Raw genomic sequence first — 26,281 nt, 5'->3', positions numbered from 1 at the left:
TATGGGACGTTATGTATTAAAACGTTTCGTGTACATGGCTTTGACATTATTTTTAATTACTACAATGACTTTCTTTTTGATGAAATTACTTCCGGGTTCTCCGCTTAAAAACCAGGAGAAGCTATCACCGGCACAAAAAGAAATCATTCTTGAAAAATACGGATTGAATGATCCGGTACCAGTTCAATATGCACGTTACTTAGGTAACTTAGCAAAAGGTGATTTAGGGGTATCATTCCAATATGATAACCGCCCAGTAACAGACATGATTGTGGATCGTATTGGACCATCAGCCCAATTAGGTTTACAAGCGATTATATTAGGAACATTTATCGGTTTAATTTTAGGTATTGTTGCCGCACTTCGTAATAATACGTGGGTAGATTATAGTGCAACAGTTATTTCGGTACTCGGAATGTCGGTACCATCATTCGTATTCGCCGCATTACTGCAATATTTCGTAGGGGTAAAACTTGGCTGGTTCCCAGTAGCATTCTGGAAAGGACCAGAGTTTACTGTAATGCCTACAATTGCATTATCGATGGGAGTTATCGCAACAATCGCACGTTTCTCTCGTGCAGAATTAATTGAAGTTATGCAAGCCGATTACATTTTAACAGCGAAAGCGAAAGGAATTAGCCAAGGCGTTATCATTGTCAAACATGCACTTCGTAACGCGTTAATTCCAGTTGTAACAATTTTAGGACCAATGGTTGCGGCATTAATTACAGGAACACTTGTTATCGAGCAAATTTATGCTGTACCAGGACTTGGGGAACAATTCGTTAAATCGATTACTTTAAATGACTATACAGTTATTATGGGAACTACGATTTTCTATAGTGCGATCTTCATTTTAGTTATTTTCATTGTCGATATTTTATACGGAATTATTGATCCTCGTATTCGTTTAGCGGGAGGGAAAAAATGATGAAAGATGTACAAAAATTATCTCCAGATTTATTTCAACAAGCCAATCAAAATAATGTTGATAATGAAGTCATTGCCCGTCCAAGCTTAACGTTTTGGCAAGATGTAAGAAGACGTTTATTCCAACATAAAGGTGCGATGCTTGGCCTTGTATTGTTAGTTATCATTGCGCTATTAGCGATTTTTGGACCGATGGTAAGTAAACACTCGTATAAAGAGCAAGATTTAGGTCGTGCGAAATTACCACCAAAAATTCCAGTTATTGAAAATGTTCATTGGTTACCATTTGACGGTACAGATCAATATGGTGTTGACCAATATGAAAAACGTGATATTAAAGAGTACTTCTGGTTTGGTACAGATGACCTTGGCCGTGACTTATGGACAAGAACATGGGAAGGTACACGCGTATCATTATATATCGCTCTTTTAGCGGCAGCAATTGACTTAGTAATTGGGGTTGCATACGGAGGTATTTCAGCATTCTACGGCGGTAGAGTAGATAACATTATGCAACGTATTATGGAGATTATTAACGGTATTCCATACTTAATCATCGTTATTTTAATGGTAATCATTATGGGATCTGGTATTTGGTCAATTACACTTGCGATGGCGATTACAGGTTGGATAGGGATGTCGCGTATTGTTCGTGGACAAATCTTAAAGTTAAAAAACCAAGAATATGTATTAGCATCTCGTACATTAGGTGCAACAAATACACAATTAATTGTGAAACATTTAATTCCAAACGTAATGGGACCTATTATCGTAATGACGATGTTTACAATTCCATCAGCGGTGTTTGGTGAAGCGTTCTTAAGTTTCATCGGTTTAGGAATTCAGCCACCATTTGCGTCACTAGGTTCTCTTGTAAATGATGGTTATAAATCTATTCAAACGTATCCGCATATGATGTTCATCCCTGCGGTTGTCATCAGTATATTAATTTTAGCGTTTAACTTAATGGCAGACGGATTACGCGACGCGTTAGATCCAAAAATGCGTAAGTAAAAGAGGGGAGAGGCAAAGATGAAAACATTGTTAGAGGTAAAAGATTTACAAGTCTCCTTTGATACACATGCAGGTGAAGTACAAGCTGTACGCGGCGTTACTTTTGATTTGAAAAAAGGAGAAACATTGGCGATTGTAGGAGAATCTGGTTCAGGGAAATCAGTTACTTCTAAAGCGTTAATGGGATTAATTCCGAATCCTCCTGGACGCATTAAAAATGGTGAAATCGTATTTGAAGGTCGTGACTTAACAAAATTAACAGAAAAAGAAATGCAGCAAGTACGCGGTAAAGATATTGCGATGATTTTCCAAGATCCAATGACATCATTAAACCCAACGATGACAATTGGAAATCAAATTATGGAAGGTCTAATTAAACACCAAGGGATGAGTAAAGCAGATGCACGTAAAGTTGCTTTAGAGTTAATTGACCTTGTAGGTATTCCAAATCCAGAAGCTCGTTTAAAACAATATCCTCACCAATTCTCAGGTGGTATGAGACAGCGTGTAGTTATTGCGATGGCGTTAGCTTGTAACCCGAAATTATTAATTGCCGATGAGCCGACAACAGCGCTAGACGTTACGATTCAGGCGCAAATTTTAGAACTTATGAAAGACATTCAGCAAAAAACAGAAGCAGCAATCATTTTCATTACGCATGACTTAGGTGTAGTAGCAAACGTTGCGGACCGAGTGGCAGTTATGTACGCTGGTAAAGTTGTTGAAATTGGAACTGTAGATGAAATTTTCTACAATCCGAAACATCCATATACTTGGGGTTTAATCGCATCTATGCCAAGTTTAGATGGTTCAGAAGAAGAGTTATATGCAATCCCTGGAACACCTCCAGATTTATTGAAGCCGCCAAAGGGAGATGCTTTTGCACCACGTAACCCACAGGCACTGAAAATTGATTTTGAAATGGACCCACCTTTATTTAAAGTAAGTGATACGCACTATGCGGCAACTTGGTTACTTCACGAGCAAGCTCCAGAAGTAAAACCGCCGGCAGTCGTTGAAAAACGCATTCTTCAAATGAAAGCAGGTGAACAACATGACTAAACAACGTGAGAAATTAATTGAAGTAAAAAATGTAAAGCAGCACTTCGACGTGAGTGGTGGTGTTGTCAAAGCGGTTAATGATATTTCATTTGATATTTACCGCGGAGAAACATTTGGTCTTGTAGGAGAATCAGGTTGTGGTAAATCGACAACTGGAAGAACGATTATTCGTTTATATGATGCAACTGCTGGTGAAGTGTTATTCGATGGTGAAAATGTACATGGTAAAAAATCACGCGCAGAGCTGAAGAAATTCAACCGTAAAATGCAAATGATTTTCCAAGATCCATATGCATCATTAAACCCTCGTATGACAGTAGGGGATATTATTGCAGAAGGTATCGATATTCACGGACTAGCGAAAAGTAAAAAAGAGCGCATGGACCGTGTTCATGAACTATTAAACACAGTTGGTTTAAATAAAGAGCACGCAAACCGTTTCCCACACGAATTCTCAGGTGGACAACGTCAGCGTATCGGTATCGCTCGAGCGCTTGCTGTAGACCCAGAATTTATCATTGCCGATGAGCCGATCTCAGCACTTGACGTATCGATTCAGGCGCAAGTTGTAAACTTACTGAAAAAGCTACAAAAAGAAAAAGGTTTAACATACTTATTCATCGCCCATGATTTATCAATGGTAAAATACATTAGTGACCGTATTGGTGTAATGTATCGTGGCCAAATCGTTGAGTTAACAACAAGTGATGAATTATATGCGAATCCAATTCATCCATATACGAAATCACTATTATCAGCGATTCCACTTCCAGATCCAGATTATGAGCGCAATCGTAAACGTATCGTATATGATCCATCACAGCATAATTATGGTAGTGAAGCACCAACAATGCGTGAAATTCGCCCAGGACATTTCGTACTATGTTCGGAAGCGGAGTACAAGAAATATAAAGAGATTTATCAATAAGAAAAAGAGCCATTCTTCTGTTATGGAAGGATGGCTCTTTTTCTACTATATAAAAGAATTGTATACATTTGTCGGTCAGTCGATATATTTAAAGAATCGCCGATATAAATCTCATGTATCATTAGTGATATCCATATGCAAAATTACTGCACTTGAACAGAAACATTCTCCTCTTGTTCTTCAGGTTTAACAAGCGCATAACGCTCCCATGCTCTACTTTTCCAGCGGAAGAACATAATAATGGCACGTGTCCATTCGTCGATGGCGATTGCTAGCCAAATACCAACGAGCCCCATATCTAAATGAAAGGCGAAAAAGTAACCTAGTGGTAAACTCATTAACACCATAGAGAATGCACCGATTAAAACAGGATATTTTGCATCACCAGCTGCACGAAGCGAATTAATGATGACGATGTTCATCGTACGTCCCGTTTCAAGTAGTACACTTAGTAAAAGAACACTTGCGCCTAACCCGATAATGTGCGGATTATCTGTAAACAGTCCCATTAATTGTGTACGGAATGTAATAACGAGAGCGACCATACATAAAGTTACACCAATTGCCCATTTTACACTTTTCCACAAGCGTTCGTATGCTTCATCTTTTTCGCCACCACCAACGAGGCGGCCAATAATAATGGCTGTTCCCATACCAATTGCAATTGCAAATAAATAAGTGGACATGGAAATGTTAGTAGCGTATTGTCTAGCAGCTAATGATTCCGTTCCTAAGTACGTTGCGTAATAAAGGAAGACGATTTGACAAGCTTGATACATCACTTGTTCAAATGCAGATGGAATGCCAATTTTTAAAATTTTCCCAATGTATTCTTTGGATAAAGTGAAGTAATATTGTAATTTCACACGATATTCCATAACGCGGTATAGTAACCAGAAGAAAACAATAAGTGCGATCAATCGACTGATAGCGGAAGAAATTGCAGCCCCTTGTACACCGAGCTCAGGGAAACCAAATTTCCCGAAAATGAGTACGTAGTTTCCAGCGATATGAATCATATTCATTCCGAGTGAAATAAACATCGCTTGCTTTGTAAAACCGTGTACACGGATAATTGCGGCTAATGAGTTAATAATAGCTTGTAGGAAGATGGCTCCTCCGACGATAGATAAGTAGTTTTGCGCATACGTTAGCACATCGCCTTGTAAGTTCATTGCGAGCATCATATGTTTCGAAAATAAAAGAAAACCAGCGCTTATAACGAGCCCAACTATTAAATTTAATGTGACGGCTAATGCTGATATTTTAGATGCTTCCATAAAGCGTTTGGAACCGAGGTATTGAGATACAACGATAGCAGCGCCGTTCCCGATGACTTCTAATACCAAAATCGCAATATGAAGATATTGATTCGCTGCACCAACCCCAGATACAGCATCGTCTGATAATGCACTTAACATGAAAGTATCAGCGATCCCCATTAACATAAAAAGAAAAACTTCTAGAAAAATAGGCCATGTTAATAAGAATAAACTTAATTTCTCAGTAGGCCCGTTTTTTGCCTGAATTGCTGCCATGTCCGTCCCCTCTTTACCGATATCTATTTTTAGCAAAATGTATCGTAACATACTTTCTTAACCTTTGCACTCATTTTAGCCTACATATTTTTATTATGAAGAGAGTGCTATTTTATGATAAAAACAAAAGGATAATTATACATAAAATATTATGAGATATAAAATTCATTTTTCTCTGATAATTTAGAAAAGTATAAAAAATATTATTTTTAACACTTTAGTATGAATAATCAGCAATATGAAACGTTTACAAAGGTATATTTTTTAACGAAAAATTTTAATGAAATAGAAATATAAATATACAAAAAATATATTTGTGTGTATAATATGAATTATTAGAACATATATATATTTCTTTTTGTTTGAAAATGAAAGGGTTAACATTTTTTTGGAGGGTGGAAGTATGAAAAAAAAGATACCAGTTTTTGTAGCATCAACAGTAGCGATGAGCATGATGTTAGGGGCATGTAGCTATCAAAAAGATGAATCGCAAGCAAACGCTAAAGGGGATAGCGGAAAAAGCGGCGCGAAGCAAGTTATTAACTTAATTGAAACACAAGAAATTCCAACGATGGATCCAGCGTTATCAGCTGATGCAGTTTCTTCAAGAGTAATGACTAATACGATGGAAGGCTTATACAGTTTAGGAAAAGATGATAAGCTAGTTCCTGGTGTAGCGAAGGAATTCAAAAAATCAGAAGATGGTAAAAAATATACATTTAAATTACGTGAAGACGCAAAATGGTCAAATGGTGAGCCTGTGACGGCAAAAGATTTCGTATATGCATGGCAAAGAGCGATTAACCCAGATACAGCTGCGAAATCAGCGTACATTATGTATGATATAAAAAATGCAGAGAAAATTAATAAAAAAGAGATGAGTCCGGATCAATTAGGGGTAAAGGCGATTGATGATTATACATTAGAAGTGGAATTAGATAATTCAATTCCATACCTTGTAGATTTAATGGTATATCCAATCTTCTATCCTGTGAATGAAAAGTTTGTGAAAGAGCAAGGTACGAAGTTTGGTTTGGAAGCGAATACAACGCTTTATAACGGGCCATTTACATTAAGTGATTGGCAACATGAACGTAGCTTTAAAATGACAAAGAGCGCGTCATATTGGGACAATAAAGAAGTGAAGATTGAAGAAGTAAACTTTAATATTGTAAAAGATACATCTACGCCAATTAACTTATATGAAACAAATGCAATTGATCGAGCGTCGTTATTAGCGGAGTTTATTGATAAATATAAAGGAAAACCAGATTTCCAAACAGTAGAAGATACATCTGTATTCTTCCTTCGTTTAAATCAAAAAGATCCAGCTTTAGCAAATAAAAATATTCGTAAAGCAATTTCACTTGCTTTTGACCGTAAGCCATTCGTGGATACATTATTAAATAACGGTTCTAAGCCAGCGACAGGATTAATTCCTGATAACTTCATTAAAGGACCAGATAAAAAAGATTTCCGTGCTGTAAACGGGGATATTGTAAAACCAAACGTGAAAGAAGCGAAGAAATATTGGGAAGCTGGTAAAAAAGAACTTGGTAAAAATGAAATCGAATTAGAATTATTAAATGAAGATGTAGAGTTATCAAAGAAAACTGGTGAATATTTAAAAGGTGAATTAGAAAAGAATTTACCAGGTTTAACAGTAAAAATTAAACAACAACCATTCGCACAAAAACTAAAATTAGAAGATGCGGGCGATTATGTCATGTCATTCTCTGGATGGAGTGCGGACTTCCCAGATCCAATTACATATCTTGATATGTTTGTAACAGATGGGTCACAAAATAAGATGAAGTACTCTAATCCAAAATACGATGAAATCATTATGAAGGCGAAAAAAGATGGAAGCGATGTAAATGCTCGTTGGAAGAACTTATTAGAAGCAGAAAAAATGTTACTTGATGATGCTGCGATCGTTCCAGTATATCAACGTGGTAGAGCATATTTACAAAGAGATTCAATTAAAAATATGTATAACCATAAATATGGCGGCGATTTAAGCTTTAAATGGGCGTCAGTAGAGAAATAAGAAAAAAAGCAGGTGATCACCTGCTTTTTTTAATACGTTCGTTTCTTATAAATGCCTTTTCCGCCAACTTGGTTCCAGCCAGATTGTACATCCAAACTTTTGTTAACAAACTTCATTTTTTCTTTTCCACCAAAGAGCTTTTCGCCGATGCTATTTGTAATGACACCAATCAATGCTGTTATTCCGATGATGAGGGCAGCAACCGTAATAAAATCAATAAAAAAAGCAATCATTTGAAAACTCCCCCTTTGCCTGTCTGTATGTTTATTGTATGAGATAAAAAATGAAAAAGAAAGAAATGTCAGAAAAATATTTAATTTACTTTAGAAATCATGTAGACAGGAGGGAGGATATTTGTTAAAATAAGAACAAATGTTCCTTTTTATTCTCATTTGTATAGTCTTACATTTCTTAATTGATTTATCAAGAAAAAGTAAGAAAACGTTCTCTTTTTCATAGGGAAGATTATAGATAAATAACTATATATTATATGAAAAATCTATGGGAAGTGAGTAGTAAAAGGGTTGAAAGTTATTGTTAAAGTACAGCTGAAATGAGCGTAATCATGTTACATAGCAGTGAAATACACGGGAGAGTTTTCTCAACTAGCAGGAAATTTACTGTATATTTCTTGCAAAATCTATTGTATAATGATTATAGAAGTTACTTATTAAAAGTAATTGTTGTTTATTATAAGTTGTTGCTTACATGAAATGTGATTTTTGTACTTTTCAATAAGACAAGTTATCACGAAAAATTGCTGAAGTTAGAAATTAAAACTGTATTTAGTACAGAATTTGTACTCTTTAAGGAGAGTGAGCTTTGTATGGTAACATTATATAGTTCTCCAAGCTGTACGTCTTGTAGAAAGGCGAAATTATGGCTAGAGGAAAATCATATTCCCTATACAGAACGTAATATTTTCTCAGATCCATTAACGATTGAGGAAATTAAAGAGATTTTACGTATGACAGAAAGCGGAACGGATGAGATTATTTCTACTCGTTCGAAAGTTTTCCAAGAATTGAATGTAAACTTAGAATCTTTACCACTTCAAGATTTATATAAGATGATTCGTGACTATCCAGGGATTTTACGTCGTCCAATTATGATTGACGAGAAACGCCTTCAAGTTGGTTACAACGAAGACGAAATTCGTCGTTTCTTACCACGTACAGTAAGAACGTTCCAATTACGTGAAGCACAACGTCTTGTAAATTAATTATAATAATATGAAAACCTTCTACCTATTATATAGTAGAAGGTTTTTTTTAATGTTTCACATTGCGTAATCGAACTTGTTGTACAATAAAGCCGATGCATAAAATAGTGAAAATGAACAAATAAGGAATGCTTGCAGTGAAACTTGGATTGTTATGAAAAAAGGTTGCAAGTCTGTCTTCATGTGTAACCATTTTTCCTGCAGTATAGGCAAGAATCGCTGCACCGCAATAAATGAGGAATGGAAATCGTTCCATAAGTATTAAAATAAGTTTGCTGCCCCAAATAATAATCGGGATAGAAATGAGTAAGCCGATTATGACGAGTAAAAATCTCCCGTGAGCTGCACCTGCAATGGCAATAACATTATCAAACCCCATAACGAGATCCGCGAAAACAATTGTCCGCACAGCTTGAAATAAAGTTGTTTTTCCTTGAATAGAAGAAAGATCGTTGCTATTATCGGTTAATAAATTGACTGCAATTAATGTAAGTAAAACCCCGCCAATCAATTGTAGAAATGGAATGTCGAGTAAATAGACAGCTAGTATAGTAAGGACAATTCTTAGTACAATCGCTAAAAGAGTACCGATCAAAATAGCCTTATTTCGTTTCGATTCAGGTAAATTTCGGCTAGCTAGTGCGATGACGATTGCATTGTCACCACCTAATACAACATCGATACCGACAATCATTAGTACGGATGTTAAAAACTCTAAGTCCATTCGTCTGCCTCCATTTATGATGTTTTAATAAGCGAACTATATGTATGTGATGAAGAAAGTTGTTGTTAAATAATCTCTTCTAATAGAAGTTTCACTTTATTACAGTGTACGGGGGAATGTGGAAATGTATGTCCAAATTTTTTGTAAGTAAGAAATCGCTATAATAATATATTTATGTAGTTTATCGAGTAAAGATAGGCATATAACTATTTTTGTAAAATAAATCGATTTTATTTCCATTCTGGAGAATCTTATCATAAAATGAGAGTACAAGAATCTATTGATTTGTCATATGAGTGGGGAATCCCTTCATAACAATTCTAAGCAGGAAGGGAGAGTTGTATTTTGGATATTGAAAGAATTAATGATCATACGATGAAATTTTTTATTACGTACATTGATATAGAGGATAGAGGATTTAATCGTGAAGAGATTTGGTATGATCGCGAACGAAGTGAAGAGCTCTTTTGGGAGATGATGGACGAAGCTCGTGATCATGACGATTTCTTTATTGATGGGCCGTTATGGATTCAAGTGCAAGCAGTCGATAAAGGGATTGAAGTACTTGTCACGAAAGCAGAGCTTTCAAAGGACGGGCAAAAGCTGGAACTACCGATAGGGGTAGACAAAATTATAGATATTCCTCTAGATGAAGGCATCGAATCATTATTCCAGCAAGAATTAGTCGAAGAGGTAGAAGAACAAACAGGAACAAACTTTAATGAAGATGGTACGTTTGGCTTTTTAATTAAGTTTAATGATTTTGAAGATGTCATTTCATTAAGTCATCGTCTTATCTTTGAAGATATAAAAGATGAGCTGTATTCATTTGAGAACCGCTATTATGTATATGTGGAATTCGATGAAGTGCTACATGATGAAGAAGAAATCGATCGTATTTTAAGTATTATTTTAGAATATGGAGAAGAATCAACTTTAACAATTCATCGTGTAAGTGAGTATGGAAAACAAATTGTGAAAGAGCATGCGCTTGAAACGATTCGCAATAATTTTCCTGCTAAAACGTAGGCCGATTTCTGTAGTATGAAATCGGCTTTTTATATGAAGAATAGGAAAGCTTTCTTAGTTAGGAGGTAAGAGATGAAAAATACGTTAAAGCTGATTTTCTTTATACTGCTATTGTTCGCATTATTTGTTTCGTTACGTATGTTTATTGATGTAGCATTTTATTCAGATGTGATTGGGATAAAAGATGTTTCGGTTTTAGGTATTATTAGTATTTTATTTACAGTATCTGCGTTTTTAATTGGTTGCGTTATTTTCTTAGAGAACCGTCATCCGTCAAAAACACTTACATGGCTCATTGTGTTAGGTATTTTTCCGGTATTTGGATTCTTCGCTTATTTATTATTCGGACAGAACTTTCGGAGGAAGAGAATGTTCCAAAAGAAGGCGTTGCTCGATGAACAAGCGTTTTTACAATATAAGGGGCATGAAGATTACGAAGAACGGATTTTACGCAATCATAAGCATCAAGAGCTGTTATTTCGTTTAGCGGATCGCTTAGGCGCTTTAAATATTTCATTTCAAACTGAAACGAGAACATTAACAAATGGAGATGAAACGTTTCAGGCCATTTTAGATGGATTAAAACGAGCGAAACATCACATTCATATGGAATATTACATTGTGCGTGATGATAAGCTTGGAACGGAAATTAAAGATATTTTAATACAAAAATCAAAAGAGGGCGTAGTCGTTCGTTTTTTGTATGATGCGGTTGGAAGTTTTAAATTATCAAAATCGTATATTGAAGAATTAAACGATGCAGGAGTCGAAATGATTCCGTTCTTCCCTGTACGCTTTCCGATTCTAAACGATAAAATTAATTATCGAAATCATCGAAAAATCGTTATTATTGATGGAAATGAAGGCTTTGTAGGTGGATTAAATATTGGTGATGAATATTTAGGGAAGGATAAGTACTTCGGCTTTTGGCGAGACACACATTTATATTTGCGTGGTGAAGCTGTACAAAGTTTGCAGCTTATTTTCCTTCAAGATTGGTTTTATATGACTGGTGAGGCTGTGCTAGCCCCTGAATATTTACAAGCGAAAGCAGTTGAGGGGGAGCATTGGGGAGGCGTGCAGCTTGTTGCAGGTGGGCCTGATAATAAATGGGAAACGATTAAGCATTTATATTTTGCCATGATTGCTTCTGCTCGGAAATCCATTTGGATTGCAACGCCGTATTTTATTCCGGATGATGATATTTTATCCGCATTAAAGGTTGCTGCACTTGCTGGTATTGATGTTCGTTTATTAATGCCGAGTAAACCGGATAAGCGTACTGTCTTTTACGCATCGAGATCTTACTTCCCAGAGCTTTTAGATGCAGGTGTAAAGATATATGAATATGAAAAAGGTTTTCTTCATAGTAAAGTTGTCATCGTCGATTCTGATTTAGCTTCAATTGGGACAGCTAATATGGATATGAGAAGTTTTCATTTGAATTTTGAAGTAAATGCCTTTTTATATGATACAGATAGCATTCGAAAACTTGTTCAAGACTTTAAAGATGATTTAGAAGAATCAAGTGAAATTCATGTTGATCATTTTCATAAAAGACGTCTTCATAGACGAATTGTTGAATCAACATACCGCTTATTATCACCTTTATTATAAAAAGAGATGTCCGAAATTGGGACATCTCTTTTTTAAAAGGAATTTGTAACAAATTGTAGAATATAAGGAGCTGAAAGGGTGTGATTACGATATTTATCGCTAAAAGAGAAAACGGAGAGAAAATTCATTTACTCTATAATTGTAATGAAAAGCTTTTGCGCCGTATGCGTCAACAAGAACGATTCTTTTGTGTAGCTTGTGGGAAGGAAGTGCAAATGAAATTAGGGAAACAAAAAAGTTGGCATTTTGCTCATAAAAAAGTGAATTCATGTCTTGCCTTTTATGAAGCGGAATCAACGTATCATATGCACGGTAAAGAATTGTTATATAGATGGTTCAAGCGTCAAAACTTTCAGGTGGATATAGAGTACTACCTTCCAGAAATTAAGCAACGACCAGATGTTTTTGTAGAGAGGGCGGGCAGAAAAATTGCAATTGAATACCAATGTGCAAACCTCGCTATAGAGCAGCTGTACAAAAGAACATATTCGTATTGGCAAGCTGGTATACAGGTCATTTGGATCGTTGGTGGAAATCAATTGAAAAAGCAATCTGCATATTGGATGAAATTTTCCTCACTTATGGCTTTCTCCTTACAATCTTATCCTCAGCCACTTCTTATTTTCTTCTGTCCGAAACAAAAATCATTTATGAAATGTGCATTTGTCACTCCCTTTTCTACAAATGTCTTTTTCTCACATACTATATATTTACCAACTGATACGACTACTTTTGAAATGCTTTTTTCTCCCGTTCCTTTCGGGAAAGAAAGATTGGGTGAAGAGTGGAAGAAGAGAAAGAACTACTTCCGCAAAAATGCCCTGCCGATTTGGAATTATAATTATAAGTCATTATTACGCCTCTTATATCAATTTAAATGTACCCCAGCAAGCTTTCCTTCTGAAATTGGTGTTCCACTCCCTTCTGCATTTGCTTTACAAACAAACCCATTTATATGGCAAGCTTTCCTCTATATGAAGTGTATAGGGGAGCTTGCAGTGGGAGAGTGTATTTCTCTTCAATACGTGTGTAGTTATGTAAAAAGGTATACGAAAAGGCGGATACTTCCGTACTTTTCAAAGCACATATGGAAAGTGGCAGTTACTGAATATATGACATTCTTATGCTATATAGGTGTTTTGTGTAAAGTGGGAACTTATACGTACCGGAAAATAAGGGATGTCGTGATGTTAAAAACAGAGGAGGAAATTATGAAACATGATGAGATTTGCTTAATACATGCGCTATCTTTATTTGAGGCAAATTTTAACATGAGAGGAGGAAAAGGGGATATAATAAAGAATGATTGTGAAGGAATTACATAAGAAAAAACGAATTGTACTTAAGTAGAGATATTTAAAGGAGGGCTTAAAGAATGTCTGAACAAAACAAAGTGAAAGCATTACCAGATCGCAACGAGATTGAAGAAGCAAGTACGTGGCGATTAGAAGATATTTTCCAAACGGATGCAGAATGGGAAAAAGAATTCCAAGCTATTAAAGAGCTATTGCCGAAGTTAACTGAATTTAAAGGGAAACTTAGTGACTCTGCGGACAATTTACTTGAGGCATTGCAATATGAAGATGAAATTTCAATGCGATTAGGTAAGTTATATACATATGCTCATATGCGTTACGATCAAGATACAACAAACTCTGTATATCAAGCATTAAATGATCGCGCAACAAATTTATATTCACAAGTATCTAGTAGCACAGCGTATATTGTTCCTGAAATTTTATCGATTTCAGAAGATACACTGCAAACATTCTTGAAGGAAAATAGAGATTTAAGTGTATATGAACATGCATTAGAAGAAATTACACGTCAACGCCCGCACGTATTATCAGAAGCTGAGGAAGCTTTATTAGCGGAAGCATCTGAAGTAATGAGTTCATCAAGCAATACATTCGGTATGTTGAATAACGCGGATTTAAAATTCCCATCTATTAAAGGGGAAGACGGAGAAGAAATAGAAATTACACATGGCCGTTACATTCAGTTTTTAGAAAGTGATGATCCTCGTGTTCGCAAAGATGCATTTAAAGCTGTATATGAAACGTACGGAAAATTTAAAAACACATTCGCAAGTACGTTAAGTGGAGCAGTAAAACGTAATAATTTCAATGCGCGTGTTCGTAAATATGATTCTGCTCGCCAAGCTGCATTGAGCAATAATAATATTCCGGAAGCAGTATACGATCAACTCGTTGAAACAGTAAATGACAACTTACATTTATTACACCGTTACATCGATATTCGTAAGCGTGCACTAGGACTTGATGAGCTTCATATGTATGATTTATATACACCACTTGTACCAGAAGTGAAAATGAATGTGAAATACGAAGAAGCGCAAGACCTTTTATTAAAATCTTTAAACGTACTTGGTGATGAATATGTTGATATTTTGAAAGAGGCATATGAAAATCGCTGGGTAGATGTGTATGAGAATAAAGGAAAACGAAGCGGGGCATATTCATCTGGTGCATATGGAACAAATCCGTATATTTTAATGAACTGGCATGATAATGTAAATAATTTATTTACACTTGCTCATGAGTTTGGTCATTCGGTGCATAGTTACTATACAAGAAAAACACAACCGCACGTATATGGTGATTATTCCATCTTCGTAGCAGAAGTGGCATCTACTTGTAATGAAGCGCTTCTAAATGATTATTTATTAAAAACGACAGAAGATAAGAAAGAGCGTCTATATTTATTAAATCATTATTTAGAAGGGTTCCGTGGTACTGTATTCCGTCAAACGATGTTTGCAGAGTTTGAACATATTATTCATAAGAAAGTACAAGAAGGACATGCTGTCACGCCAGACATGCTAACGGAAATTTACTACGATTTAAATAAGAAATATTTCGGTGACGCTTTAGTAATCGACGAAGAGATTGGTTTAGAATGGTCTCGTATTCCACACTTCTACTACAACTATTACGTATATCAATACGCAACAGGATTTAGTGCAGCGACAGCTCTATCTAAACAGATTTTAGAAGAAGGACAACCAGCAGTAGAACGTTATATTAACGAGTTCTTAAAAGCAGGAAGCTCTGATTATCCAATTGAAGTGCTGAAAAAAGCAGGAGTAGATATGGCATCTCCTGAACCAGTAAAAGAGGCGCTACAAGTATTTGAAGAGAAATTAAATGAATTAGAAGCATTATTATTTGAAGAAAAGTAATGAAAAAAGACGAGGGATTGTATCCTCGTCTTTTTTGTTGAATAGATTTAATGTCGATATTTGTTGAAGAGAAAGGTGGATTTTTTTGTTTTTTCTAACTGAAAGGATAGCTTTACGGCTGATTTTTGAAATTAAAACCCTTTGAATCGTTTTTTATAATTGAAATAAGAGAGTGTGATAACGATGATTCCGAATAAAAGAGGTAAGGCAATAATTTTAGGAAAAGCTTGTAGTAGAGAGAGGATGTACAAGAAAAAAGAAACGATGATAGCTAGAAAGAGAAGAGCAATATAAGATTTTTTCATAAATAAACCCCCTAAATGACCTTTTTTATAGCTTATTCAAAAATGAAAACGTTTAGAATGTGACAAAAGTGTGAAATTCGACAAAAGGGGTTGTCATCTGACGTCGAATCTTGTAATATAATAAGCGTGAACGAATTCACATACAAACATATACCCCTTTGTTTGAACGTGAAAATTTCTCCCATCCCCTTTAATATTTTTATAAGCCGTAAAGAAGAAGACCTGGTGTTTACACCAGGTCTTTTTCTTTTGCTATCCATTTCCAATAACGTTCGCATTTTACTTCTATCATTTGTACTTTTCGTTTCAGTTGTAATTTTTTTAGTTCGCGTTCAATTTCTTGTTGCGGACAGTCATAAATAAATGCTACTTCTTTTGAAGATATAAATTGTGTTGCTTCTAGTAGCACTTCTAAAGGTGGTAATGGTTCTGGCTCAATTTCACATTTTACAAGTTCTTTCAATAATTGTACGTATACATCGTAGGAATAATTTCCAGCGATTTTAATACCTTCTTCATCTGAGTTCGCATGAAAAAAGACGAGGGAAGGTATTTCTGTAATATGCATTTCATTCGTGAATTTCAAGTCACATTGGAAAGCTTTTTTTGCACTAGCAGAATGTAGATCTTTTTTAAATTCTTCTACATCAATATTGCTATCTCTCGCACATGCAAGTAATAGTTCGCAATCAGGGTTTGATACATTTTCAAGGAAAATGTATTCTTGGAGTTTTCGCAAAAACTTCGAACCTGCTTTTCGGCCTTGCAACTCCGCTGCCTTAATTGCCATCGAAACTAAATATGGTGTTGACGATGCTTCTTGCATATGTACCTTTCCATCACATGAAAAACCTTGTAAACTGGTTGTCTTTTCCCACACAAATCGAATATTAGCAGGTTTATTCCATTTGTGTGAGGAAGCGTTCGTTCCATCCACTTTCCCTGTTACGATATGACGAATAGAGAAGTATTTCCCGTATTCAAGCCATAGTTTAATAATAAAAGGCTCAATTTCCCAGCAATCTTTACAAAGTGGATCAATAAATAAATATGCTTCTACAGACTTATGCTCGCATGCGGAAGGAGATGGCATATTTATATGCTTTGCTTCCTGCTTATCCATTACACTTCACCTGTTTCGTTTGGAGTATTAACCATATGCTGAGCGGTTAATGCTAAACGTTCAAAAACAAACTCTCTTATATGACCATGCACTCCAGTATCATCCATTGCTTGCTCCATACATGATAGCCAAGCCTCTGCTCGTTTTGGGGTAATCTCAAACGGGAGATGGCGTGCTCTTAACATAGGATGACCATGTTCTTCAGTGTACAAATTAGGACCACCTAAATATTGGGTTAAAAATTGCTTCTGCTTCCTAGCGGTTTCTGTTAAATCTTCCGGGAAGATGGGAGATAAGTCAGGGTGTTTACTGACATAGGAATAAAATGTATCTACTAATATTGCAATGCATTGTTCACCGCCAATTGCTTCAAATGGTGTCATCGGTTGCTTGCTCATCCTTTATAAACTCCTTTTTCCATGAAATGTATATCTATTGTAGCAATGGAATGTTCGAGAGGGCAAATAAACAGCCTTCTCAAAGATTCTTTGCTTATTCTACGGGTGTAACCTTTTTTAGTGAGATGTATCCACTAGTGAAACATATTCACTAGTGGAATTTTCACTTTAGCGTGCTTTGTTTTGTTTGGCAAGGAAAAAGCGTTTTACTTTGTTATTTGTATGGCGAACAGGTATGTTATGTTGCGTTAATAAATCAATAAATGCAACTTTTCCTGTTTCTTCATCTTGCACTTCAAATTCAATTTCATAATCATCGTGATTGTAATAGAAACTATGATCAAAGACAAGCGTTCCGCCTTTAAATAATGTTTCTGCTCTTTCTGTTGTTAAACTACCCATATATGTTAAAGCAGAAACAGGAATTTGTAATTTGTGTAATTGATCTACTACTGCTCCTTGAATGATTGTGTTTGTTTCCATCATCATTTTTGCTTCATCTTCTGTTACGACTTGATGCGTTTCTAATAAACCGATTTCTGCAGGTTGTTTCAACGTTAACGTATAAGTTTCTCCTTTATGACGAATACGAAGTGCAGAGCCAGCTTCTTTTAACGAGAAGTCAGGTGTTTCAAAGTAGTGATTCACTTGTTTTGTAAATGCTTCAATAGAAAACGATTTACATAATGTATCGAATTCTTCTTTTGTAACGATATTTTTGAATTCAATTTCAATTTCTTGTGTCATTGTATAATCTCCTTTTGAAAAATAATTCTTTACACATTATCGCTTTTTCATAAATTTGGTTCAATGTTTTATTTGTTTGCGTCCATGTTATGATACAATAATACTGTTAAGTAAGACAGGAAGTTGAGATGGAGGAGTTAGAGCATGCAAAATAAAATCCAAGTTAAGAGCGTAGAAAAGAGAGAGAATGCTCTTATTTTTTGTGCGGAAAATAGTGAAATAGAGGTAAAGGAGTTAAGTGCGCGTAATCACGTACTTGTAGACTCAGACAATTTATCATTTTTATATATCTTAGAAAATGAATCATCTTTCATTTATGTAAGTATTCCGCACACATGCTGGGAAGCAATGCATGAAGCGATGAATAACGATGTGGTTATGTTCGTTCGCGTGAATGACATTGAAATGGAATTAGAAGGATTAAAAGAAGAAGTAGAATATTTAGTTGAAAATATTGAAGGTAATGCAAATTACGGAGAAGAATTAGTAACTGCTGTAGAAAAAGTATTTCTATAAGCAAATGGATTGATTTTGGTGGTGGTTGAAATGAATCGAAATTGGGAAGAATTTTTAGCACCTTACCACCAAGCGGTGGCAGAGCTGAAAGTGAAACTAAAAGGAATGCGTACTCAATTTGCAATGTTAACAGAGCATTCTCCAATTGAGTTTGTAACAGGAAGGGTAAAGTCGGTTGCAAGTATTATTGATAAAGCGGAGAAGAGAAATGTACCGCTAGACCGATTGAGAGAAGATATGCAGGATATTGCTGGGCTTAGAATGATGTGTCAATTTGTTGATGAGATTAAGCCTGTTGTAGAATATCTTCGAAAACGAAATGACTTTGAAATCGTGGAAGAACGTGATTATGTTACGCAAAAGAAAGATAGCGGTTATCGTTCTTATCATGTTGTCATTAGTTATCCTGTTCAAACGATTCAGGGTGAACAAAAAGTATTGGTAGAAATCCAAATACGCACGCTAGCAATGAACTTTTGGGCAACAATTGAGCATTCTTTAAATTATAAATATAGTGGACGTTTTCCTGAAGATATTAAAATAAGGTTGCAACGTGCAGCTGAAGCGGCGTTTTTATTAGATGAAGAAATGTCTTCTATTCGTCTTGAAATTCAAGAAGCGCAAAAGGCTTTTTCAAGAAAGCAAGAAACGAAAGATTCTGAATCATAAACTAAAGGGTGTTGGGCGATGAAATTTACAATTATGTCAAAGGGAGATCAATCATCAGATACACTGGCAAGCACGATGAAAGAGTACTTGCTAGATTTTGGATTTATAATGGATGAAAAGGAACCCGATATTGTAATTTCTGTTGGGGGAGATGGAACGCTTTTATATGCGTTTCATCGTTATTATAATCGATTGGATGAAACAGCATTTGTTGGTGTACATACAGGACATCTAGGTTTCTATGCAGATTGGTTACCGACAGAAGTAGAGAAATTAGTAATTGCAATTGCGAAAACACCATTCCAAGTGGTGGAATATCCGCTTTTAGAAGTTATTATTCGCTATGTGAATGGAAGTAAAGAGTCACAGTATTTAGCGATGAATGAGGCGACTGTAAAAAGTGCAGAAGGTACATTAGTAACAGAAGTAGAAATACGCGGAGAATATTTTGAAACATTCCGCGGAGACGGCCTTTGTATCTCTACTCCTTCAGGAAGTACCGCGTATAATAAAGCGCTTGGCGGAGCGATTATTCACCCATCTATTGAAGCGATACAAATTGCAGAAATGGCGTCCATTAACAATCGTGTATTTCGTACTGTAGGATCTCCACTTGTATTGCCGAAGCATCATACATGTGTGTTAAAGCCAGCTGCAGGAATGAACTTACAAATTACAGTGGATCATTTAACGATGGTTCATCAAGATGTGAAATCAATCCAGTATCGCGTCGCAAACGAGAAAGTACGATTTGTTCGTTTCCGTCCATTCCCGTTCTGGAAACGAGTTCGTGACTCGTTTGTTGCAGATAAATAGAAAGGGTTATATATTTGAACAGATTTACATTGAAATGGGATATAGGTCCGGCTGAAGAGGGAACTTTAGTTAGGGAATTTTTGAAAACGAAATGTATTTCTAAAGCCGCTTTAACGGATATAAAGTTTCACGGCGGGGCAATTGAAGTAAATGGTCAACATGCGAGTGTTCGTCATCAGTTGCGTGCTGGTGAAGAATTACGTGTCTTTTTTCCAGTTGAGGAAAGAAGTGAAGGGATGATGGCAGAAGATATCCCTTTAAGCATTGTATATGAAGATGACGCGGTTCTTATCATTAATAAAGAGGCGAACATGTCAACGATTCCGTCTAGAGAACATCCGACAAGGAGTGTTGCCAATGCGCTTTTATCTCATTATGATAAGCAGCACCTTGCAAGTACAGTGCACATCGTAACACGTTTAGATCGTGATACTTCGGGGCTTATGCTTATTGCAAAAAATCGTTTCGTGCATCATCTTTTATCGAAGCAGCATCAACAAAAAGCTGTGAAACGAACGTATGAAGCAATTGTTCACGGAAAGATTGTAGAACGAGAAGGAATGATTGATGCACCAATTGGTCGAAAATCTGATAGCATTATTGAGCGAACGGTTTGTGAGGATGGACAAAGGGCAGTTACTCATTTTAAGGTAATTGATAGTACATATCATAAGACACATGTAGCGCTTGAGCTTGAGACAGGAAGAACGCATCAAATTCGTGTGCATATGGCTCATATAGGACATCCGTTACTTGGTGATAGCTTATATGGAGGGAGAAGGGATGAAATGAAACGGCAAGCACTTCATAGTAAATCTTTGACGTTTTATCATCCTATTTTAGAGAAAGAGATGTCTTTCACTATAAAGCTTCCAAGCGATATGCAAGAAGTGTTGCGGCATACTTAAAAAGGGGACAAAATTCTTATATTATAAAGAATTTTGGTCCCTTTTTTCTTAGCGGAATAATATTAAAATTTGGTTTTCACCCGTACGCTTTATAACGAAAAATCCACTTTCGGCTTTTGTAGCAATGCCATTGTCATTTGGACGACAATATCCATGTGCTTCGCAAGTGCCGTCATCACGTACTAACATTTGTCCAATTAATCCGACAGGAAGCCACTCGGCGCGATCTTTTCTTGCTACATATTTGCAAGTTGGATCCCATTCTGTATTTAAAAGAGGTTGTATTTCTTCGGCTTCCGTCCATACATATTGGCGTTTTCCAAAGTTATCTGTTTTATAACGTTTTTGCCAACTTAAAGCCCCGCTATTTCCTATAAGGGCAGGGGTTGCACTAGATATTCCTAAAATGAACGAATCGCGTGAAGTAGCTATCCGAATTTTTTCTTCGTTACTAAATGTAACGAAATAACCGACATCAATAGGTTTATAACCTTCGGTTTCAAACATTTGTGCAAAATCCGTTCCGCTTGCATTGTAAGACGCGCCCTCAATGTACATTTCTCCATTATGAGCAAGCCATTTAGCCCCGATATTATGGTCGGTGTCGCTTACACCATTTGCAATAAACCAAGAATAAGCTTCTTCTGCAGTGCCGAAGCGCCCCATAATATGGCTACCTGCAAAATGAGCTGTTGATGTATGATGACCTTCCGCATGAGAAGAGGATCCGTTAGCGATAGTTGCGTTTCCTTCTGCGTGTGCTGCTTCGCCTAAAGCAATTGTCTGTTTACCCTCCGCATGAGAATAAGCCCCGCCTGCTGTCGTTTCACTTCCCTCACTATGCGAACTATGTCCAGTTGCTTTTGAGTTTGATCCTTCTGCATGAGAGAAAGAACCTTTTGCGTGTGTTAATAAGCCTTCCGCATGTGCTGCCATGCCCTCCGCATGAGAGTGAAGCCCCTCTGCATATGCATACCGGCCGCCCCTTTTAACTTTTGTATTTTCAGGTGTAGGTGTCTCAATTATGAGTGGTTTTTCAATTTGTATATCATTCGATGAAGCTAATGCTTCTTTTATTTTTTTTACTTTGTTTATAATAGCAGCTGGAATTTCTGGTTCCACTTTTTTATTCATTGCTACAGAAATATTTTCTTCCGTCTTTTCTTCTGTTTGGTTAGAATGTAGTATCTGTTCATCTTGATTTGAAAGCTGTTTATTTTTTTGTTGCATCTTTATTTTTCTGCGATCGATTATGCGGCTCATCACAGCATTTTCTAAAGAGACATATGTTGGTTTTACTTTGCTTTTTTTTGATGACTCTTGTTCTTCCAGTTCTTCTATCGCTGCAGCCCGAATACTACACCAGTTGTTAATTCCGTACATGGGCAGATATAAAGGGGGGAATTTTCTTTTTTGTTTAGAAGATTTTTTCTTCATTCTGTCACCTCCTGCGACATTATATGTAGTGTAATTAAAAAAAGATGCACTTTATTGCATCTTTTTTTAATTACTTTACCTAGTTTCATATGAAATCTGCCTAAATAATACGGTAATCTCTCGCTAAGTAAGGTAGTTATGAAATTGGACGGAATTTCTCAGCGACAAAAGGTAAAGAAGAAGGGACAGAGATAGTCTCCATTTCAGGATAACGTAATCCGGTTAATTTGCCACCAAATACAGCACCAGTATCAATATTGACTGTCTGATTGACGAATCGAGGTTCTGCTACTGGTGTATGTCCATATACAATCCAAGCTTGCCCCTTGTATTCTTGCGCCCAATCGCGACGGACAGGTGAGCCATCGGCATGCTTTTCTCCTGTAATATCACCATATAATACAAAGGTTTGTACTTTTTTATCTCGTCTTCCTATGTAATCTTGCCGAATCCCAGCGTGACATACGATTACTCTTTTTTCATCTAGTATGTGGTAGAGCGGTGATTGTTCATAAAGAGTGATAAACTTTTCTTTTATAATGTTTTGCTTATTAGGAGGAAGTGCCTCATATTCAGCAACAGTTGTTTCAAGTCCGTGAGCGACTGTTACATTACGCCCAAGGAAAAATCGATATAGTTTATTACAGTGATTTCCAGGAGCGTAATAAGCTTCTTTTTTATGTATGACAAGTTCCCATACAATTTCAATCATACGTAATGAATGAGGACCACGGTCTGTAATATCGCCAACGAATGCAAGTTTACGTTGGTCAGGGTGAACCGGTAGACCGCTACTCCAGTTATATCCTAGCTTCTCTGTTAAATTTTGAAACTCTTGGAAGCATCCATGAATATCTCCTATAATGTCATATTTCATATTTAAACCTCCATCGTATTTTTCATTAGTATATCTAAAAAAGGATAGAGATAAAAATATAGCGTTTTTGTGTTGTTCATTTAAACATAAAGATTTTCGTTCTTGAGCGAACATTTAAAATGAATCCAATCGCAATCATGTATGTAAGCAGTGAACTTCCTCCGTAGCTCATAAGAGGTAATGTTATCCCTGTAATGGGAAGTAATCCGATTGTCATCCCGATATTTTGGAATACTTGGAAAGTAAACATTCCGATTGTACCAGCGCAAATGTAACTACCGAAAGGATCATTACTTTCTAAAGCAATATGAATCATTCGAAAAATGAGTAAGAAAAAAAGAGAAATAATGACACTTGCGCCTAGAAATCCAAATTGTTCAGCGACATTAGTGAAAATAAAATCTGTATGTGGTTCTGGAAAATATACTTGTCCATTTTCCCACCCTTTTCCTTGCATTTCTCCGGATCCAGTCGCTAAGAATGCTTGTCTTAATTGATAGCCTTGTGCATCATATTTGTAAGGTGCTAACCATCCGTAGAAGCGATTTAATTGATATTCTTTTAAAATGTGTGCTTTAAAGAAATCTGTGTGAGTAAAAAAAATATATATTAATGTAGTTCCAGCAACGAAAGTAGCTGAAACTAATCCGAAGATAAAACGCCATCGTATGCCAGAAACTAGTATCATTGCTGCAAGCATCGCTGAAATGACCATTGTATTTCCTAAATCTGGTTCCTTTGCGATGAGTAGTAGTGGTGGCAAACTTGTTGCAAATATTTTTCCAAGTAGTAAAAAATCGTCATGTATTGTTTGGGAAAAATATTTCTCATTATGGTTTGCTATAATTCGTCCAATGACGATAATTAAAAATAATTTCATAATTTCAGAAGGCTGAAAATTTCCGATGCCTGGGAGCCTGTACCAAGCGGTAGCGCCTTTAATTGTAACGGCACCTGGTACTTGAAGTTCTAGTCCAATAAGTAGTACCATTGCAAAGCTGTACAAATACCAAGCAATTTTTTGATAACGATCGAAGTCGATAATCATAATAACACCAATGGCTATAAATCCAATGAAATACCATTGGATTTGCTTTAGTACAAAATTGACGTTTTGTAAAAATGGCGGTAAAGAGGCTTGCGCACTTGCAATAGCACAACAACTAACAATCCCAATGGCAAATAAAATAAATAGTAATACGTAGTCTATTTGATATTGAGAATTTGGATCTTTCAATGTAGGTATTCCTTTCTACTGCTCTTTATAGTAATGGATTTTATCCCGCATTAATGGGCAGTAAGACCCCTACCTCAAAATTCAGCGAAAGCGAAGAAGTTAGGTGGGGGATCAACTGCCCGTAAAAGCCCGATTGGTGAGAGCTGATTAAAGTTTCACTTTATAGTATGAGAAAGAATGTATGAACTATACGAATGATTCACATATAGTCCATACACTTTTAATTTTGCAGAGTAGTTTAATTGTTTAACTCTTTAATAATTATATCCAAACAATGGGAAAGACGTACATGTGCGTCAGGAAAAATATCTAGTTGATGAAGATAGTATTTTAAGGAACTTTTACACCATTGGTAAGCACTAAGTAGAGCTGCTCTATAGTCTGTAGTATTTTGTAAAAAGCCATATTCTTTTGCTGTTATAACGAGGTGTGTGAAATCTTCACAACCTTGAAGGAGCTTATTGTGTATTTGTTGTCCAGCATGGTAGCGAAATTGACTTAAAGGCTCAGAAATGTATATTGCATTTCCTTTAGAAAGTAAAGAAATCCATGAGGCCATATCAACACTACAAGAATATTGTCGCTCTTTAAGGGTGCCAAAAGGTTCAGTGAGCAATTCCTTTCGGAACAAGGTAGTTGTAGGCTCACCGATAATGTTGTGTCCACCCTTTAACATCCAATTACCTAAAAATATCCCGTTTAATGGGGTGTCTTCACTATATAACTTTTGTGTTGGATGGGAATCACCTATTAGATTTCCATGATCATCAATGCGTACTCGATAAGAAGTAACAAGAGCAAGATTTTTATTGGGATCTTGCTCAAAATAGGTCATCATTTTTTGTATTTTATGCTTATAAAACACGTCATCGTCCATTAAAAAATTTATATACTCACCATTTGATTTTTCTATGAGCATAAGGTCATTGTGAAATTGTCCTAGAGTAGGGATATTTCGAATGTATGTTATATTTTTATAATTTGGTAAGTATTGTTCGCGTATTAAAGTTGCTGTTTCATCATTTGTACTATCATCTCCGATGATGATTTCAATATTAGAATAAGTTTGTGCCAATGCACTTTCTAGAGCAATTTTGAAATAATGAGGCCGATTATAAGTGGGAATAAGGATGGAAACGAGAGGTGGATTTTTTTCATTCATCATACATAACTTCCTTTCAGAAGCTTTTTTTTGTAAGAACAATATCTTGGTAACTTGTATATTCATGTCTGCCGCACCATAAACCGTAATGCGGCTTATTGATTATTTCTAGGCCGTACTTATTCAATAGATTGCAAATATCTGTCTCAGGATAAGCAACTGCGAAATTCGGAATATCTTTATTTACAACGTAGCAATTTTCGATTCGATGATAAAAACCTAATGTACTTTGTCCTGCATTTAAATAATAGGACGATTCAGGATTTATAAGAAAGAATGTAATGAAACATCTCCCGTCTTTTTTTAATACACGTACAATTTCAGATACGTAATGTTCTAATTCTTTTGGGAGAAGATGCGTAAATACAGAAGTTAAAAAGATAAAATCGAATGTCCCGTCTTCATAGGGGAAACGATATTGAGAGGCATCTTCTTTTCCTTCTGGATTATAGAATTGATTGTATATGTCAACATGTTCAAAGTGAAAATTATTACGCATAGTTGAAATGTTATTTTGACACCAAGTAATTCCATCTTTAAACAAATCAAATCCATAATACGCTCCATCATCATTTAAGTAATTCAATAATGGTACAGCCATTCGACCGACGCCGCAGCCTACATCTAATACTTTTTCATTTGGTTTTAAAGCGCCAATTTGAATAAAATGCTTTAGGAACTCTTTTCCAACTTTTTTGAAGTCGCCACCTACATATTGGACGAGTTCAGGAGGGGGGAGTAAAGTCATTTCTTTGTTAAGTTCACTCATG

The 26,281-nt window shown here is 36.0% G+C and carries 26 protein-coding genes; 14 read left to right on the top strand and 12 right to left on the bottom strand.

The window, feature by feature from the left end; genetic code table 11:
• The first annotated feature begins 1 nt into the window (after position 1).
• The 4 genes from opp3b to ES895_RS10415 are packed head-to-tail and all read left to right on the top strand — an operon-like array spanning position 2 to position 3,934.
• Positions 2-931, top strand: coding sequence for an oligopeptide ABC transporter permease (gene opp3b, locus ES895_RS10430; RefSeq protein ID WP_000534172.1), 930 nt, complete (start codon positions 2-4; stop codon positions 929-931).
• Positions 928-1,944 (top strand): oligopeptide ABC transporter permease, encoded by a 1,017-nt coding sequence (gene opp3C / locus ES895_RS10425; protein ID WP_000974106.1) that lies wholly within the window; start codon positions 928-930, stop codon positions 1,942-1,944. Before opp3b ends, opp3C begins: the two co-directional genes overlap by 4 nt.
• 18 nt (positions 1,945-1,962) lie before the next feature.
• Entirely contained in the window at positions 1,963-3,006 is a 1,044-nt protein-coding gene (locus ES895_RS10420) for an ABC transporter ATP-binding protein (RefSeq protein WP_000854346.1), read from the top strand.
• A complete protein-coding gene (locus tag ES895_RS10415; protein ID WP_000166348.1) occupies positions 2,999-3,934 on the top strand; it encodes an ABC transporter ATP-binding protein in 936 nt (311 codons plus the stop codon). The genes ES895_RS10420 and ES895_RS10415 overlap by 8 nt, the downstream gene beginning before the upstream one ends.
• Before the next feature lie 143 nt (positions 3,935-4,077).
• Here ES895_RS10415 and ES895_RS10410 read toward each other — a convergent pair whose 3' ends face one another.
• Positions 4,078-5,523 carry an MATE family efflux transporter gene (locus ES895_RS10410; protein WP_135238333.1) on the bottom strand — a complete coding sequence of 482 codons (1,446 nt, stop codon included), beginning with the start codon at positions 5,521-5,523 and terminating at the stop codon, positions 4,078-4,080.
• A 352-nt stretch (positions 5,524-5,875) separates the two neighbouring features.
• On the opposite strand from ES895_RS10410, the gene ES895_RS10405 reads away from it, so the two are divergent.
• On the top strand, positions 5,876-7,522 hold the full coding sequence (locus ES895_RS10405; RefSeq protein ID WP_000727250.1) for a peptide ABC transporter substrate-binding protein: 1,647 nt from the start codon (positions 5,876-5,878) through the stop codon (positions 7,520-7,522).
• 29 nt (positions 7,523-7,551) lie between these two features.
• Here the strand turns inward: ES895_RS10405 and ES895_RS10400 are convergent, their stop codons facing one another.
• Positions 7,552-7,755 (bottom strand): hypothetical protein, encoded by a 204-nt coding sequence (locus ES895_RS10400; protein WP_000559971.1) that lies wholly within the window; start codon positions 7,753-7,755, stop codon positions 7,552-7,554.
• 593 nt (positions 7,756-8,348) lie between these two features.
• Here ES895_RS10400 and spx point away from each other — a divergent pair.
• Positions 8,349-8,744 carry a transcriptional regulator Spx gene (gene spx / locus ES895_RS10395; RefSeq protein WP_000258267.1) on the top strand — a complete coding sequence of 132 codons (396 nt, stop codon included), beginning with the start codon at positions 8,349-8,351 and terminating at the stop codon, positions 8,742-8,744.
• A 49-nt stretch (positions 8,745-8,793) separates the two neighbouring features.
• Here the strand turns inward: spx and ES895_RS10390 are convergent, their stop codons facing one another.
• On the bottom strand, positions 8,794-9,468 hold the full coding sequence (locus tag ES895_RS10390; RefSeq protein WP_000362615.1) for a TerC family protein: 675 nt from the start codon (positions 9,466-9,468) through the stop codon (positions 8,794-8,796).
• A gap of 345 nt (positions 9,469-9,813) precedes the next feature.
• On the opposite strand from ES895_RS10390, the gene mecA reads away from it, so the two are divergent.
• The 4 genes from mecA (at position 9,814) to pepF (ending at position 15,316) form a co-directional block, all read left to right on the top strand.
• Positions 9,814-10,497 carry an adaptor protein MecA gene (gene mecA / locus ES895_RS10385; protein ID WP_000350716.1) on the top strand — a complete coding sequence of 228 codons (684 nt, stop codon included), beginning with the start codon at positions 9,814-9,816 and terminating at the stop codon, positions 10,495-10,497.
• 72 nt (positions 10,498-10,569) lie between these two features.
• The gene (locus tag ES895_RS10380; RefSeq protein WP_000799198.1) at positions 10,570-12,114 is read left to right on the top strand and encodes a cardiolipin synthase; all 1,545 of its coding nucleotides are present in this window, start codon (positions 10,570-10,572) and stop codon (positions 12,112-12,114) included.
• An 80-nt stretch (positions 12,115-12,194) separates the two neighbouring features.
• Complete coding sequence (locus tag ES895_RS10375; RefSeq protein ID WP_000628332.1) at positions 12,195-13,439, top strand: competence protein CoiA; 1,245 nt, start codon at positions 12,195-12,197, stop codon at positions 13,437-13,439.
• Between the two features lie 50 nt (positions 13,440-13,489).
• The gene (pepF, locus tag ES895_RS10370; RefSeq protein WP_000003366.1) at positions 13,490-15,316 is read left to right on the top strand and encodes an oligoendopeptidase F; all 1,827 of its coding nucleotides are present in this window, start codon (positions 13,490-13,492) and stop codon (positions 15,314-15,316) included.
• Between the two features lie 131 nt (positions 15,317-15,447).
• On the opposite strand, the gene ES895_RS29220 is transcribed toward pepF, so the two are convergent.
• From ES895_RS29220 to ES895_RS10355, 4 genes are all read right to left on the bottom strand, one after another.
• Positions 15,448-15,621: a hypothetical protein gene (locus tag ES895_RS29220; protein ID WP_098279294.1), complete on the bottom strand. Its 174-nt coding sequence runs from the start codon at positions 15,619-15,621 to the stop codon at positions 15,448-15,450.
• A 229-nt stretch (positions 15,622-15,850) separates the two neighbouring features.
• Positions 15,851-16,744 carry a ClpXP adapter SpxH family protein gene (locus ES895_RS10365; RefSeq protein ID WP_000360656.1) on the bottom strand — a complete coding sequence of 298 codons (894 nt, stop codon included), beginning with the start codon at positions 16,742-16,744 and terminating at the stop codon, positions 15,851-15,853.
• Positions 16,744-17,142 (bottom strand): globin domain-containing protein, encoded by a 399-nt coding sequence (locus tag ES895_RS10360; protein WP_000043386.1) that lies wholly within the window; start codon positions 17,140-17,142, stop codon positions 16,744-16,746. The genes ES895_RS10365 and ES895_RS10360 overlap by 1 nt, the downstream gene beginning before the upstream one ends.
• 168 nt (positions 17,143-17,310) lie before the next feature.
• Complete coding sequence (locus tag ES895_RS10355) at positions 17,311-17,889, bottom strand: CYTH domain-containing protein (RefSeq protein ID WP_135238332.1); 579 nt, start codon at positions 17,887-17,889, stop codon at positions 17,311-17,313.
• A 144-nt stretch (positions 17,890-18,033) separates the two neighbouring features.
• On the opposite strand from ES895_RS10355, the gene ES895_RS10350 reads away from it, so the two are divergent.
• The 4 genes from ES895_RS10350 to ES895_RS10335 are packed head-to-tail and all read left to right on the top strand — an operon-like array spanning position 18,034 to position 20,798.
• The gene (locus ES895_RS10350; protein ID WP_001180003.1) at positions 18,034-18,405 is read left to right on the top strand and encodes a UPF0738 family protein; all 372 of its coding nucleotides are present in this window, start codon (positions 18,034-18,036) and stop codon (positions 18,403-18,405) included.
• A gap of 30 nt (positions 18,406-18,435) precedes the next feature.
• On the top strand, positions 18,436-19,074 hold the full coding sequence (yjbM, locus tag ES895_RS10345; RefSeq protein WP_001081482.1) for a GTP diphosphokinase: 639 nt from the start codon (positions 18,436-18,438) through the stop codon (positions 19,072-19,074).
• An 18-nt stretch (positions 19,075-19,092) separates the two neighbouring features.
• Positions 19,093-19,890 carry an NAD kinase gene (locus tag ES895_RS10340; protein WP_000673190.1) on the top strand — a complete coding sequence of 266 codons (798 nt, stop codon included), beginning with the start codon at positions 19,093-19,095 and terminating at the stop codon, positions 19,888-19,890.
• Between the two features lie 14 nt (positions 19,891-19,904).
• A complete protein-coding gene (locus tag ES895_RS10335) occupies positions 19,905-20,798 on the top strand; it encodes an RluA family pseudouridine synthase (RefSeq protein WP_001079131.1) in 894 nt (297 codons plus the stop codon).
• Positions 20,799-20,846: 48 nt separating this feature from the next.
• On the opposite strand, the gene ES895_RS10330 is transcribed toward ES895_RS10335, so the two are convergent.
• From ES895_RS10330 to ES895_RS10310, 5 genes are all read right to left on the bottom strand, one after another.
• A complete protein-coding gene (locus ES895_RS10330; RefSeq protein WP_058839332.1) occupies positions 20,847-22,235 on the bottom strand; it encodes a peptidase G2 autoproteolytic cleavage domain-containing protein in 1,389 nt (462 codons plus the stop codon).
• A gap of 136 nt (positions 22,236-22,371) precedes the next feature.
• Entirely contained in the window at positions 22,372-23,112 is a 741-nt protein-coding gene (gene prpE, locus ES895_RS10325; protein ID WP_000872694.1) for a bis(5'-nucleosyl)-tetraphosphatase PrpE, read from the bottom strand.
• Positions 23,113-23,188: 76 nt separating this feature from the next.
• Positions 23,189-24,349, bottom strand: a complete 1,161-nt coding sequence (locus ES895_RS10320) for an FtsW/RodA/SpoVE family cell cycle protein (protein WP_000654700.1) — start codon at positions 24,347-24,349, stop codon at positions 23,189-23,191.
• Between the two features lie 238 nt (positions 24,350-24,587).
• A complete protein-coding gene (locus ES895_RS10315) occupies positions 24,588-25,514 on the bottom strand; it encodes a glycosyltransferase family 2 protein (protein ID WP_098218417.1) in 927 nt (308 codons plus the stop codon).
• 13 nt (positions 25,515-25,527) lie between these two features.
• Positions 25,528-26,280 (bottom strand): class I SAM-dependent methyltransferase, encoded by a 753-nt coding sequence (locus ES895_RS10310; protein WP_001292838.1) that lies wholly within the window; start codon positions 26,278-26,280, stop codon positions 25,528-25,530.
• Between the last annotated feature and the right edge of the window lies 1 nt (position 26,281).

This window comes from Bacillus sp. 007/AIA-02/001, assembly GCF_004634455.1.
GTDB lineage: Bacteria > Bacillota > Bacilli > Bacillales > Bacillaceae_G > Bacillus_A > Bacillus_A cereus.
Note: the sequence above shows the minus strand (reverse complement) of the source record. Positions and strands in the feature narration are given on the sequence as shown.